The sequence below is a fragment of the Massilia sp. TWP1-3-3 genome (genome assembly GCF_049897805.1).
Lineage (GTDB): Bacteria > Pseudomonadota > Gammaproteobacteria > Burkholderiales > Burkholderiaceae_D > Telluria_A.
This window is the reverse complement of sequence record NZ_JAFCWX010000002.1, coordinates 190434-203465: the sequence shown is the minus strand read 5'-3', so window position 1 is coordinate 203465 and position 13032 is coordinate 190434. Positions and strand designations below refer to the sequence as shown.

Sequence of the window (13032 nt, the reverse complement as noted above, 5' to 3'; positions counted from 1 at the left end):
ATTCAAGGGGATATGCACGGGCGAAAAAAAACCGCCGGGAAGGCGGTTTTTGCGGCAGTGCAAGACTTACTTGGCGGCAGCGGCCATATGGTCGACTGCAGCCTTGACTTCGTCATCGGTCGCGCTCGAGCCGCCTTTTGGCGGCATCATGCCGACCTTGCCGGCAAAGCCCTTGATTGCATGCTCGTACAGAACTGGCGCGCCTTGCTTGATGCGCGGCGCCCAGGCGGCCTTGTCGCCGAATTTTGGCGCGTTGGCGACACCGCTGGCGTGACAGGCGGCGCAATTGGCGGTGTAGATTTTCGCGCCGTCAATGGCGGCGGTCTTGACTGGCTCGGCCGGGGCTGCTGCTGCCGGTGCTGCTGCTACCGGTGCTGCTGCGGCCGGTGCTTCGGTCGCTGCCGGCGTGGCGGCTGCGGCAGTTGCGGCGGTTGCATCAGGGGCTGCAGTGACTACCATGGCTGGCACCGCTGGCTCCTTGAACGTTGCGCCGGCTTTGTTAGCCATGAAGACCACGGCGCGCGCGACTTCCACATCGTCCAGGTCAGGGTTGCCGCCGCGGGCCGGCATGGCACGGATGCCTTCGATGGCGTGCTTGACCAACAAGTCGTAACCTTGGGCGATACGGGGGCCCCAGCTAGCGGCGTCGCCGAATTTCGGTGCGCCGGCGGCGCCTGATGCGTGGCAGGCCGCGCAGTTGGCGGTGTAGACCGCCTCGCCGGCGAGCAAGACCTTCGGTGCGTTGGCATCCTTGAGCATGAAGCCCTGGTCGGCCGCGGGACGCAGGCGCTCGGCGATCGCTTCCGGCGCCTGGCTATCGGTGCCGGCGCCAGTCAGGCGGCTCGTTGTTACGAACTCGACCAGCAGGATGATGCCGATAACGGTCACCAGGAAAAAGCCGGCCACGGCAGCGACGAGCTGCTTTGGGGTCCGGATTGCGGATTCGTGTTCGTTGTGTGCGTCGCTCATGATGTCCTTAGTGCTATTTTTCGAAACCTGCAGGCCGGTGGTAGCCGCACTGATTCATGCAAATACCCGCCAAACCCGCGATTATAGACCCAAAGCACCTCTTTTGGAACGCTATTCCACCTCGGTGCGACACTTTCCATGGACGCAGACACAGAAAAACTGTATCCTTCGCTTCACTTCAGACATTCCCCTCATGCGGCTGTAGCTCAGTGGATAGAGTATTGGCCTCCGAAGCCAAGGGTCGTGGGTTCGATCCCCGCCAGCCGCACCACAATTTCTCCTTTAAAATCAAGTGGGTACATCGTTTCGCGCTGTGCTTATTTGCATTTCATTTCCGCCGCTATTTTTCTAGGTAAGCGATAAGTAAGCACTTTCCGTGCGGACACACCTTGCGTGTGTTACTGCTGGCTGAGCGGTTGCATGCCCGTGCGGAAGGGGGCGCGATTTAGTCGTTCTTGCTATACGCTCAACAGACGTGTACCTTTCAGATAGCGCGCTTGATCGCGCTGGAACTGTAGCGGCTAGTGTCGCTGAGGAAGAAAAATGGACGACGACGAATACGAATTTTGGATAGATGCTTACACGCCCGAAACCATCCCAATGGAGCGGTTGGCGAAGTACCTTTCCGCGCTCTCGAAGATGCTTGGGCATACGTCGAGCGTTCACTTTGATCGGCTTGAAACGGGCAGTACCAAGACTCTAATGCTTGTGCAAGGTGAGGATGCGCCGAAGGTGTTTGGGCGCGTGGAGCATATCTCTACGGGGCAAGCAGCGAACGATGCTACGGCGGCTTACGACGAGGTGAATAATCTGCTGCGCGATGACGGCGCAATTGGCAGGCTGAGTAGGAAAACGCCTTACGCGCAAAGCTCAGCTCTAGTGTTGACGTTCATGGGTCGGGACTTACCGAAGCCTCCAACTTATGGGCCTTTTTCTGAGGAAGCCGTGGTAGAGGGTGAGCTAGTCAGAATCGGCGGCAAGGATAAGACCGCACATGCTCAAATTGTCGATCCTGAAGGTAAAACTTGGTCGGGCGAGATGGACAGAGATTTGGCGCGTGACATGGCCCAGTACCTCTACAAGGGAACCGTGTTGCGGGTGCGCGGGGATGCACGTTGGGAGCGGCTGGAAAACTCTTCTTGGCATCTGATGGCCTTCAAGATTAAAGGCTTCGATGTGCTTGCTGACGACACGTTAGACGAGGCGACACAACGGCTGCGTAGCCTTAAAAAAACAGATTGGGATAGCGTCGGTGACGTTGATGCGTTTATTACTGCCTCGCGCGGGGAAAGTGACGGGTTGCACTGATGGTCGTCTTTGATAATTCAATTCTGGTGCTTGCTTTTGACGAAAATGCCAATCCTCCGACTGACCCGGCGACCGACGAATTATTGACGGAATGTGCGGCGCGAGTGGATTACTTGATTAAGTCCTTGAGCAAGGCAAAAACGAGGGTGCTAATTCCTACGCCCGTAATGGCAGAGTATTTGGTTCGAGCTGGGGTGGACAGGGATAAGCGCCTAGCCGAACTCACAAGTTCGCGTGTCTTCGTCATCGCACCGTTCGATATTCGAGCCGCTGTGGAGTGTGCAGGCATTGAGGATGCAGATTACGCCAGACTTCGTGTAGTGCCGGAAAGTGAAGTAAAAGCAAAAGTGAAATTTGACCGGCAGATTATTGCTACGGCTATCGCACGCGGTGCCACTGTCATTTACACCGGGGATATTGGACTCGCTTCCCGCGCTAAGCGAAACAACATTGAAGTTGTGATGACGTGGGAGCTTCCTTTGCCGCCTGTCGATCCTCAGTTGAAATTTGAATACGGGGATGATTCAGAAGAGGGCGCGCAGCGTTCGTTAGCGGCTTCCCCTGAGTGGGGCAGCTACTAAAAAAATTCCTGGGACTTGGGTGCTACCGGGCAGGCCATTGCACAAAACGGGAAAGTATCTACAGGGCCGTATGTCCACCGCGTTATTTAACAGCGCGGGACAGTGGCCGCAATGGCGCTGGGCTGGCACTTGGCCCCGCTTTCTGGCAGTGACGCCGTGGCGGGGCTGTAATGGCTTAGGCTGCTGCCTTGAGGATACGGTAGACCGAGGCGATGCCGATAGAGCAGGCGGCGGCGATGTCCTGCTTGGTTACGCCCTTAGCGTGCAGGGATAAAACTTTAGCTGCCTGCGCCTGTGCTGTCGGGGCGCGGCCCGTGTACTTGCCTTCGGCCTTAGCGGCTGCGATGCCAACCTTCTGACGCTCTAGCATGTTCTCGCGCTCGAACTGGGCGATGCTTCCGAACAGGTTGAATGTCAGGCGTCCGTTTGGCGTGCTGGTGTCCACGTTCATATCCAGAATGCGAATGGATGCACCCGCAGCGGCAACGGCTGCTTCGATTTCGATCATGTGAATCATTGACCGGGCTACCCGTGACAGGCTGGTGAATACCAACACATCGCCCTTGGTCAGCTTGGCTAACACCTTAGCGAACTCAACGCGGTCAGCCATCTTGACGCTGCTGATTTGCTCTTGGTAGATAGTCTGGTCGGTGCAACCCGCTGCCTTGAGCTTGGCTACTTGGTCAGCCAGTCCGGCTACCTGTTCAACCGTCGATGTTCTTGCGTAGCCGTAGGTGGTCATGGTGAGAGCCTTTTACCAAGTGAATTCAGATGCAGTGATAATATCACTAGACTCTGGAGTCTACAAGACCGATGATAGGTTTTATCGCTGCTTCCGCACACTCTCTTTGTCCCCTGCCCATGTGATAGCATCGGCAAACACGTTCCGCACTGTTGTCGCAGTAATTGTTCCTGTCTCTGTGCTTAGGTGGGCGCAACAGTCCAGCACCCTAATTTTCACGAAATCTGATAGGAGACTCCATGAGTCGGCGCGACAATTTTTCCACGCGAAATGGCCATGGGCCTGACCTCAACACGCCGATCACGATGAGGAACGATGTGCCAGACGATTTGCGCGGATTCCTTGTTGACCTGGCCTATGAAAATGGAATCAAGCATGACGCCCTACGCTCGATGGTGTGCCGGCGACTTCGCGTAGCCCCGGACACTCGAAATAACTGGGGGCCGGACAACGTAGATCGTGAAATTAGAGATCTACTAGTGGCCTGCCCTTGGTTCGACATCTACGACCTTATTGAGGTTGTCGCTCTCCATCTCGAAACCGACAACTATCGGGAATACGGTGCTGATTTCGAGAACGAGATAAACGAATTTTTTATAGCGCGCGGCGTTGGCTGGAAGCTCGAAAAAGGCAAAATCGTTTTTCGCGGAGACGAAGGATTGGATCGCATCTTGGCCGTCGCGGCAACTACCGAAAATTTGAACGGATACTTGACGGCGTCCAATGAGTTGCATGAAGCGATAAAAGATCTTTCAAGAAGGCCGACTCCAGATGTCACGGGTGCGATTCAACACGCGATGGCCTCGCTTGAATGTGTTGCTCGTGATTTGACAGACAGCAAGGAGACGCTCGGTGCCTGGCTAAAGCGGAATCGAGAAGCGTTTCCGCCGCCGCTCGCAGATATCACGGATAAGTTGTGGGGGTATGCCTCAAATCACGGAAGACACTTAAAGGAAGCTGAGGCGGCCAAGCTGGAAGAAGCTGAGCTTATTTTGGGCATATGCGCGACCTTAGGGAGCTACCTTGCAAACAAAGGAAAAGCACTTGCAAACTTGCAAGGGAATGTCTTCCCGCCCGTTGGATGGCCTTCCTGAAGGCGTAGTATCGGAACGCTGTCGGTGACCCTGCGGCCCCGACAGTCATTAGCTGGGTTAGCCTGTGCCTGCAGCACAGTTCAACTCCATTCGACACAATTCAAGCGATCATCTGCAGGGCCTGCTCAAGCGCCTTTTCCTTAATCGCCGCACCCTGTCCAAACCAAGCTGACTCCAAGCGGTGATCTGAACTGACTGCTCGCCGTTGGTGGTCAACGAATTCGGTAACAGCGTTTAGTAGACCAAACGCGGTCCCTTTCGACGATGCGAGTTCCGCGCCTCTACCATGCCCTGTTGGCGCCGACACCAAATTGACCCAGGCGGTCGAAATTCGTTGACCCAGGGAATTCGCCCAAACGCAGGCGCCACGCTGCTCCCGGCGGCAGCGCCAGCGTCAGGAACAATCGGCGCTGTGGGTAAATTTGGTGTCGGCGCCAACAGCCAGGATGAAAGATTGGAGGCTGAAGTGACTGAATGGCTTGATGTTTGCATTTTGTCGTAAGATTCATCCATGGGGTGAATTCTGAAGCAAAAATCAAACATCCAAATTTTCATGTTTGCTTTATGTTGTAAAATTTAACCATGAGACCAAATTCTCGACATTCGTTACTCAAACTGCTCCTTCAAGGGTTGCATCACGGGCAACCCTTTGGATTGTCCGAGCTAGCGGGATATGGGGTATCTCCAGCCTTGGCCGCCAAGTATGCGAAGAACGGCTGGCTGGCGCGCTTGGAGCAGGGGACCTACGCATATCCCAACGACACCTTACAGCTCGACGACTGTCTGTTGTACTTGCAGAAGCGCAGCCCCGGCCTGCACGTCGGTGGAAAGACCGCACTTTCATGGCAAGGAATACGTCATAACGTTAGTTCTCGTTCAAGAATCCAATTGTGGGGAACCCAACGTCTCACGCTGCCAGATTGGTTCACTTCGCGTTTCCCAGCGCGCTACCACCAACGCGCATTGTTTGATGTAGACTTGCTCAGGCCGCTTCTCGACGACGAGGGATATGCACTGGTTTCGGACCATGCTGCCGGTCTGTACGTTTCGACCCGCGAACGCGCGCTGCTGGAAGTCTTGAACGAAGTCGGTGTTACGCAGGACTTGGAGGAAGCGACACACTTATTCGAGTCCTTTTCCAGCATGCGCCAGGAAGTGGTCGGCGCACTGTTGGCGGCATGCACTCGCATAAAAACTGTTCGTTTGTTTCTGCAGTTTGCGCAACAAACAAATGCCATTGATGTCGTTGCCCTGCGCGAGCGATTTAGCATGAAGCTTGGAAGCAACACGCGGTGGACGCGCCGTCTTCAGGACGGCACTCGCCTTACGATAAAGTAATCATGCTCGACGCCATTTATATCAACACTGTCCAATTGCTGTTGGACGTAATTCCGGACGTTTTCGTCGACTGAGGCAGAACCGCCTTCACTTGAGGTCCTGCTGGAAACGCGAAGCCGGCTGCGCCGCGACATGATGGAAAAATAAACGAGCCACCATCGCGAGTTCCTGGTCAGCCTGGCCGATGCCAATCCAGACTGGACCCTCTTGTCGAATCCGGATGTCCAGACGCTTCCGGCCCTGCGATGGAAGTTGGAGAATCTGACGCGGTTCAAGAAGAGCCAGGCAAAGAAGAGCGCAACCCAAGTCGCCGCGTTGAAGGCACTTCTGTCGGCCGAGAAAGACTCCGGCTAGAAGATGGGGAGAAATCTTGGGGAGAAATTGGGAGAAAACAGGGGTATTTTCATCCCATTGGTGCCCATTGTCGCCTTTTGTTGCATTATTGCCTTATTTGCCTTATGTTGCCGGTTGCTATACTCCGTAGAATCAAGGAGTTGCAGCAACAGCGCGGCTTCTCCATAGATGAGCGGCATGGCCTCCGAAGCCAAGGGGCGTGGGTTCGATCCCCGCCAGCCGCACCAGTTTTCTTCATCGCCATCTTCATTTTCTAGCTCGGCAGCGTAGCGTCGCGCTTTCGCGCCCCCAGTCCGCTGCGCACGCAACTCATGCCCTTTTGATAGCGAAACGCGCTCGTGCCTACCCGGTTAATGCTACAGTCCATGCTGTATTTTTTTCCTGTTCCGGATCACCGCGTGCAGGTAAACTTTTCAACCAGACAGGAGCGGCAATGACGGATGTGGCGGCGATACAGGAACAGGCGGCAGGCGCTGCCGATGCATTGATCAAGCAACTGGCGCCGGCGCTGCCCGACGTCCGTGCCCGCATCGCCGACTTCATCCGCGCCTGCGAACCGCTCGGCCCGCTCGACCATTACAAGGTGTTTCCCGCTCCCGCGCAAGCCATTGTCGCCGCCGTCGCCCAGACCCACGACAGCGCCACGCTGCGCCGCTTCCTGCGCGCCGTGCTTGCCAGCGCCGTGCTGCAGACCGTCAACGGCGCGCGCTTTCGCGCCTTGCCGCCCCGTACCGCCGCCAACCAGGCGCGCCACCTGCTGCGCATTGCCCAAGATGCCGACGCGCAAGCACCGTGGCTGGCGCTGGACCAGGACTTGTTCCAGAAAGAATTCGGGCTGGCCACGCTGCGCCTGTACGCGGCCGGCTCGCAGCTGGTCGACTACCGCTGCGGCGTGCCGCGCTCGACCGTGCTGGCCGAGGGCATGGCGCGCGCATTGCCCAAGCTGCTGACGATGGTAAAGCTGGGCGGCTTTCGCCCGTACTTCCAGATCCACACCCACAAGTTCAACCTCGACGCCTTCCATGAAGCCGGCTGGGAAGAGTGCTACCTGTGCTGCGCCGAGCTGTACGCTGTGCACCCGGAGGTGCTCGGCATGTACGGCAGCAGCTGGTTCTACGATCCGGCGCTGGCGACCATCAGCCCGCGCCTGGCTTACCTGCGCGATACGCCGGGCAATAACGGCGCCGCGCTGATGTTCGTCGTCAAGGGCGGCGACGCGATCAACAATGCCACCGCCACCTCCACCTCGCGCCGCCAGCTCTACGAGGAAGGCAAGTACGCCCCCACCAACTACATGCTGGTCTGGGGCCGGGATGCGCAGCGCGCCTGGGCCGCGCGCCGCCTCGCCGCTCAGGCTGGCTGAAGCGGATGCGCTTTGCGCAGCAACTCTGAAAAGCCGCTCATCTCCGCCTCAAAGTCCAGCATCGCGATGCTTTCGCCATCCAAAAAACGCGGCAGGTAGTGGCTTTGCGTGGCGCTGGCCTGCGTGATCAGGCCCGGCAGGCAGGTGGTGCCTGTAAGAACGCCCAGCCGTTCCAGCACGGGGGAAGCGGCCGCATCGAAATTGCCGCTCGGGTAGCAATAGTGGGTCGGCCTGGGCAGGCCGGCGCCGACGATCGTGTCGCTGCACTGGCGCAAGTCCGCTTCAAACGCGGCCGGGTCGCCCGCCGGGTACAGGTGGACGTGGCCGTGCAGCTCGACCGTGCAACCCTGTTCCGCCAGCGCCAGCAATTGCGCTTCTCTCATGTACTCGAAGCGGCGCGTGGACAGCGCCAGCGCGCTCGACGGCACCTTCAGGCAACTGGCGAGCTGCTCGAGCATGGCGTGTTTGGTGTCCCGCTGCGGCAAGCTGGCGTCGATTGCCGCAACAATGCGGTTGGCCGCCGCGTTGCGCTGCGCCGGGGTGCCCAGTTCGACGCTGCCGTCGGCGCTGCCCAGGCCGTGCAGCTGGACCGACTGCAGGCCCGACTTCCAGATCAGGTAGCGCACCGCCACCGAGGGAATCGCCCACCCTTCCAGGTAGTGGCTGGTGCACAGGTACAGCGACGATGGAATGCCCAGCTTGCCGAGCACCGGCACCAGTTCGCTGGCGGTGGAATACCAGCCGTCGTCAAAGGTGATGGCGGTGGTCAGCGCCGAGCGCGCCGCCGCCGGCCGGCGCGCGCTGGCGGCAGCTTCGGCCAGCGGCACCAGCGTGAAGCCCTTGCGCTTGAGCCATTGCATGCGCTGCGCCAGCATGGCCGAGGAACAAAATAGTTTGGGGTTGTAGCTGCTTTCGTCGCCCAGGCAGCCGCCGTGGTAGCACAGGATGCGCACCTTGGCCGCGGTCAGGCGGCGGCAGGCCGCAAACAGGCCGAGCGCGCGCGCCAGCCAGAATACCGTCAGTTTGATCTTGTTCATTGTCGTTCGCGGCAGGACGGCATGGCTGCTCGGGCAGCAAGGGTCCGGCGCGCGCAAAAAAGTGGTGGGTGGGAGCGCCACCGGCGCACGGGCGCCGGCGGCTCAGTATACCCGAGCGCCGCTAAAATGCTTTTTTGATCACGCCCGGCAAGGCTGCGGTGCTGCCGCCATCTTGCCTCAAGCGCTTTTGCTCTGGCGCGCCAACATCCAGCGACCCCATTTGTCGTGCGCGACCTGGGCCGCCATGCGGGGCAGGGCTTGCCACAGCGCGCCCTTGAGCAGCGTGTTGGCAGGCGCCAACGCCGGCAGCGACGCCGCCGCGTGCGCCAGGCCGCAAGCTTCGAAGCGGTCGTCATTGTCGTGCAGAAATTCGCACAATTGGACCAGGCGGCGCTGGGTCAGGTCGTGCCGCCGGTTCTGCTCGAACGTTTTGTCTTTGTTGTGCACGTATTCGAACGGATGGGTCAGCACCACCACCAGCGGAATGCCCGCCGCGCGCGCTTTTTCAAGCAGGCTGCGCGTTTCGGCAAAGCTGGAACCGGCAATGGTCAGCGATTTGATGTGGCGCTTGTTGCCTAGCGTCCAGTCGGAAAACGTCAGAACCGGAAATTCGCGCACCCCGTGCCGCTCGTGCTGGCCGCTGTACAGCGTGTAATGAGCGTCGCCGCTGTCGTAAATGGCCACCCCCACATTGGAACTGTAAGGAATGCCGGTCTGTGCCAGTGCCTGGTACAGGTTGTCGTCGTGTTGCAGGTTACCGCTGCGAAAGGCGAGCGGACGCGGTACGCCCCACTCGCTGAACGTGGCAATGCCTTGTTCGATCAGCGCTACCGAACTTGCCACGCTGCGCGCCTTGAAGTCATCGCGCCCGCGCATATTGCGCGACTGGTCCCACCAATCCGCATGCGCAAACAGCGACCAGCCGGGATGGGTATGGAGCTGCACTTCGTGGCCTTCGGCATGGATCTGGCGCGCGATCGGGCCCATGGGGTCGTTCTTGAACCAGAAACGGTGGACGGTCTCGACGAAAAACGTGGCTTGCACATGGTATTTGGCAAACGTTTTGAGCATGAATCCCAGGCCTTCGGACTTGCCGTCGACATTGCACCACACCAGCGGCTCGGCCACCGGACGCCGCTCGGGGTTCGTAAATGCACCAGCAATGCTAAATTCGGTATCGATGGTGATGCAAACACGCGTGCGCATGAGAAATTGGTAGAGAGAAATAATGATGAATGGTAGCACATCATTCTTTGCGCCGACACAAGGTGTGCGTACAAGATCAATATATTTTTAACAATGAAAATACACGTTTGATGCTGTGAACCTGGCAGGCTGCGAACCGGCAGCCATCGGGGCGGCATTAATTATTTGTTAAGCGAAAAGAGCAAATATGGTATCCTTGAAAACCTTGTGGACGCGGCAAACCGCCATGCGACGTTGATTTTGGATTCCTTATGCACAAGTTTGCCTCCCCCCCTCTCCGCCAGCACCCGCACCCAAGCGCAAGCGACGATTTGCCCGAACTTGCCCTGTCCATCGTTGTCCCGGTCTATAACTCCGCAGTCACGCTCGCGCAGTTGCATGAGCGCTTGAGCGCCGTTCTTGGTCCTCTCAGGCAGCCCTACGAAATCATCCTGATTGACGACGGCAGCCGCGATGGCTCCTGGGCCGCGCTCGAAGCATTGCGCCTGCGCGATCCGGTTCATGTCGTTGCCGTGCAGCTGATGCGCAACTATGGCCAGCACAATGCGCTCATGTGCGGGCTCGACATGGCGCGCGGCGCCGTCATCGTCACCATGGACGACGACTTGCAAAATCCCCCCGAGGAAATCCCGAAACTGTTGGCCGCCATCGGGCAAGGCGACCTCGACCTGGTGTACGGCTGCCCGGACGACCGCCAGCATGCGGGTTGGCGCAATCTTGGTTCGGCCATCGTCTGGCATTTCTATCGCACCGTGTTTCGTAATCCGGTCACGCCCACGCCGTTTCGCGCCATGCGCCACCAGCTGGCCAAGAGCGTCATGTTCTACAACCTGAACTTCACCTACCTCGACGGGCTGCTGGCCTGGTGCACCAGCCGCATCGGCGCCGTCGACGTTGCCCACCATGCGCGCGCGGAAGGCAAGTCGAATTATTCGGTCAGCAAATTGCTGGTCCTGGCGCTGAACCTGTACACCAATTTTTCGCTGCTGCCCTTGCAGCTGGTCAGCGCCATCGGCCTGCTGACCGCGTGCTCCGGCTTCGCGGTCGGCTTTTACTACCTGCTGCAGTATTTGGTGTCGAACATATCGGTGCCCGGTTTCGCCTCCACCATCATCGCCGTGCTGATACTGGGTGGGGTGCAGTTGCTGGCGCTGGGCGTCATTGGCGAGTATCTGGGCCGGCTGCACCTGAACGTCAACCGCAAGCCGCAGTTCGTGGTCCGGCAGCGCAAGGCAGGGGTGGCGGCGGCCGCCATGGCGGAAGTGGAGGCCGGACATGCATAAGCGGATCGACACCCCTGCGCGGATCGACACCCCTGCGCGGATCGACACCCCTGCGCTGATCGACACCCCTGCACGCGTCGTGCGCAGTGCTGAGGCGCGCACGCGCGTGCTGGCGATGGACGCCCGGCCCGGCTTTACGCTGCCAGCGCCGTCGATGGCGTTTCGCTGGGTCGGGGCGTAAGCGGTGGTGCTTACGCTGGTACAGCGCCAGCTGCTGCGCTACGCGGTGGTCGGTGTCGCCTCCAACCTGCTCTGTTACGCGCTCTACCTGGGCCTGACGTGGCTGGGCATGGATCCCAAGCTGGCCATGTCGATCCTGTACGGCCTGGGCGTGCTGCAGACCTTCTTTGCCAACAAGCAGTGGACGTTCGAGCACGGCGGCGCCAAAGGCGCCGTGTTCTACCGCTACTGCACCGCCTATGGCCTTGGCTACGTATTCAATCTGGCGGTGCTCTACCTGCTGGTTGACCGCATGGGCTACCCGCACCAGCTGATCCAGGCCGGCATGATCGTGGTGCTGGCCGCGTGCCTTTTTCTCGCTCAAAAATTCTGGGTATTTCGCGCCCCGGCGCACGCCGCCACTCTCAAGGAATCACCATGAAAATTCCCTTCAATAAGCCCTACATGACCGGCAAGGAACTGTGGAATATTTCGCAGGCCCACGCCAGCGGTCACCTGGCCGGCGACGGCGCTTTTACCAAAAAATGCAGCGCTTGGCTCGAGCAGCGCATCGGCTGCCAGAAAGCGCTGCTGACCCATTCGTGCACCGCGGCGCTTGAAATTGCCGCGATGCTGGCCGACCTGCAGCCGGGCGACGAAGTCATCATGCCGTCGTACACCTTCGTCTCGACCGCCAACGCCTTTGTGCTGCGCGGCGCCGTTCCCGTGTTCGTCGATATCCGCGCCGACACCATGAACATCGACGAGAACAAGATCGAGGCGGCCATCACGGCGCGCACCAAGGCCATCGTGCCGGTCCACTACGCGGGCGTGGCCTGCGAGATGGACGCCATCATGGACATCGCGCGCCGCCACGACCTGCTGGTCATCGAAGACGCGGCGCAAGGCATCATGTCGACCTACAAGGGGCGTCCGCTCGGTTCGATCGGGCACCTGGCGGCGCTGTCGTTCCACGAAACGAAAAACATCATCTCCGGCGAGGGCGGCGCCTTGCTGATCAACGATCCGCGCTTCATCGAGCGCGCCGAAGTCATCCGCGAAAAAGGCACCAACCGCAGCCAGTTCTTCCGCGGCCAGGTCGACAAATATACCTGGGTCGATGTCGGCTCGTCGTACCTGCCGGGCGAAATCGTGGCCGCCTTCCTGTGGGCGCAGATGGAGGAGGCCGATATCATCAACCGGCGCCGGCTCGAGATCTGGGCCAATTACCACCAGTGGTTCGCCAGCCTGGAAAAAGCGGGCAAGGTGGTGCGCCCGACCGTGCCGCGCGAATGCACGCACAACGCGCACATGTACTACCTGCTGCTGCCCGACCTGGCCACGCGCACGCGCGTGATCGCGCGCCTCAGGGAGCGCGGCATCCAGACGGTGTTCCATTACATTCCGCTGCATTCTTCGCCCGTGGGCCGCGAGCTTGGCCGCTCCGCCGACGACATGCGCCACACCGACGCCGCCGGCGAGCGCCTGCTGCGCCTGCCGCTGTGGATCGGGCTGGAAGAGCAGCAGGCCGAGGTGATCGCCGACATCATCGGCGCCATCGAGCAGCACTGACGGCGCCGGCGCCGCTGCCGGAACTG

Annotated in this window: 15 protein-coding genes and 1 tRNA gene; 10 read left to right on the top strand and 6 right to left on the bottom strand. The window is 59.5% G+C overall.

Features of this window, described 5'->3' with window-relative positions:
- Window positions 1-66: 66 nt before the first annotated feature.
- A complete protein-coding gene (locus ACP7D4_RS02650; protein WP_426207696.1) occupies window positions 67-969 on the bottom strand; it encodes a c-type cytochrome in 903 nt (300 codons plus the stop codon).
- A 195-nt stretch (window positions 970-1164) separates the two neighbouring features.
- Here ACP7D4_RS02650 and ACP7D4_RS02645 point away from each other — a divergent pair.
- The 3 genes from ACP7D4_RS02645 to ACP7D4_RS02635 all read left to right on the top strand — a co-directional run bounded on the left by ACP7D4_RS02645 (window position 1165) and on the right by ACP7D4_RS02635 (window position 2858).
- A tRNA-Arg gene (locus tag ACP7D4_RS02645) sits at window positions 1165-1240 on the top strand.
- A 272-nt stretch (window positions 1241-1512) separates the two neighbouring features.
- Window positions 1513-2277, top strand: a complete 765-nt coding sequence (locus tag ACP7D4_RS02640; RefSeq protein WP_426207695.1) for a hypothetical protein — start codon at window positions 1513-1515, stop codon at window positions 2275-2277.
- The gene (locus ACP7D4_RS02635) at window positions 2277-2858 is read left to right on the top strand and encodes a type II toxin-antitoxin system VapC family toxin (RefSeq protein WP_426207694.1); all 582 of its coding nucleotides are present in this window, start codon (window positions 2277-2279) and stop codon (window positions 2856-2858) included. Before ACP7D4_RS02640 ends, ACP7D4_RS02635 begins: the two co-directional genes overlap by 1 nt.
- Window positions 2859-3033: 175 nt before the next feature.
- Here ACP7D4_RS02635 and ACP7D4_RS02630 read toward each other — a convergent pair whose 3' ends face one another.
- The gene (locus tag ACP7D4_RS02630) at window positions 3034-3600 is read right to left on the bottom strand and encodes a recombinase family protein (protein ID WP_426207693.1); all 567 of its coding nucleotides are present in this window, start codon (window positions 3598-3600) and stop codon (window positions 3034-3036) included.
- A gap of 239 nt (window positions 3601-3839) precedes the next feature.
- On the opposite strand from ACP7D4_RS02630, the gene ACP7D4_RS02625 reads away from it, so the two are divergent.
- Complete coding sequence (locus tag ACP7D4_RS02625; RefSeq protein ID WP_426207692.1) at window positions 3840-4694, top strand: AbiJ-NTD4 domain-containing protein; 855 nt, start codon at window positions 3840-3842, stop codon at window positions 4692-4694.
- Window positions 4695-4794: 100 nt separating this feature from the next.
- On the opposite strand, the gene ACP7D4_RS02620 is transcribed toward ACP7D4_RS02625, so the two are convergent.
- A complete protein-coding gene (locus ACP7D4_RS02620) occupies window positions 4795-5037 on the bottom strand; it encodes a DUF932 domain-containing protein (RefSeq protein ID WP_426207771.1) in 243 nt (80 codons plus the stop codon).
- A 239-nt stretch (window positions 5038-5276) separates the two neighbouring features.
- Here ACP7D4_RS02620 and ACP7D4_RS02615 point away from each other — a divergent pair, with 239 nt between their 5' ends.
- Window positions 5277-6032 carry a type IV toxin-antitoxin system AbiEi family antitoxin domain-containing protein gene (locus tag ACP7D4_RS02615; RefSeq protein ID WP_426207691.1) on the top strand — a complete coding sequence of 252 codons (756 nt, stop codon included), beginning with the start codon at window positions 5277-5279 and terminating at the stop codon, window positions 6030-6032.
- Window positions 6033-6382: 350 nt separating this feature from the next.
- Here ACP7D4_RS02615 and ACP7D4_RS02610 read toward each other — a convergent pair whose 3' ends face one another.
- Window positions 6383-6694 (bottom strand): hypothetical protein, encoded by a 312-nt coding sequence (locus tag ACP7D4_RS02610; protein ID WP_426207690.1) that lies wholly within the window; start codon window positions 6692-6694, stop codon window positions 6383-6385.
- A 125-nt stretch (window positions 6695-6819) separates the two neighbouring features.
- Between ACP7D4_RS02610 and ACP7D4_RS02605 the strand changes: the two genes are divergently transcribed.
- A complete protein-coding gene (locus tag ACP7D4_RS02605; RefSeq protein WP_426207689.1) occupies window positions 6820-7749 on the top strand; it encodes a hypothetical protein in 930 nt (309 codons plus the stop codon).
- Here the strand turns inward: ACP7D4_RS02605 and ACP7D4_RS02600 are convergent.
- The gene (locus ACP7D4_RS02600; protein ID WP_426207688.1) at window positions 7737-8786 is read right to left on the bottom strand and encodes a polysaccharide deacetylase family protein; all 1050 of its coding nucleotides are present in this window, start codon (window positions 8784-8786) and stop codon (window positions 7737-7739) included. The genes ACP7D4_RS02605 and ACP7D4_RS02600 overlap by 13 nt on opposite strands.
- A 177-nt stretch (window positions 8787-8963) precedes the next feature.
- Window positions 8964-9992: a polysaccharide deacetylase family protein gene (locus tag ACP7D4_RS02595; RefSeq protein WP_426207687.1), complete on the bottom strand. Its 1029-nt coding sequence runs from the start codon at window positions 9990-9992 to the stop codon at window positions 8964-8966.
- Between the two features lie 251 nt (window positions 9993-10243).
- Between ACP7D4_RS02595 and ACP7D4_RS02590 the strand changes: the two genes are divergently transcribed.
- From ACP7D4_RS02590 to rffA, 4 genes are read left to right on the top strand one after another with little or no spacing between them, the layout of a single operon-like run.
- Window positions 10244-11275, top strand: coding sequence for a glycosyltransferase family 2 protein (locus ACP7D4_RS02590; protein ID WP_426207686.1), 1032 nt, complete (start codon window positions 10244-10246; stop codon window positions 11273-11275).
- On the top strand, window positions 11268-11456 hold the full coding sequence (locus ACP7D4_RS02585; RefSeq protein ID WP_426207685.1) for a hypothetical protein: 189 nt from the start codon (window positions 11268-11270) through the stop codon (window positions 11454-11456). The genes ACP7D4_RS02590 and ACP7D4_RS02585 overlap by 8 nt, the downstream gene beginning before the upstream one ends.
- A 6-nt stretch (window positions 11457-11462) precedes the next feature.
- Window positions 11463-11876: a GtrA family protein gene (locus tag ACP7D4_RS02580; RefSeq protein ID WP_426207684.1), complete on the top strand. Its 414-nt coding sequence runs from the start codon at window positions 11463-11465 to the stop codon at window positions 11874-11876.
- Window positions 11873-13006: a dTDP-4-amino-4,6-dideoxygalactose transaminase gene (gene rffA / locus ACP7D4_RS02575; protein ID WP_426207683.1), complete on the top strand. Its 1134-nt coding sequence runs from the start codon at window positions 11873-11875 to the stop codon at window positions 13004-13006. The genes ACP7D4_RS02580 and rffA overlap by 4 nt, the downstream gene beginning before the upstream one ends.
- Window positions 13007-13032 lie beyond the last annotated feature (26 nt).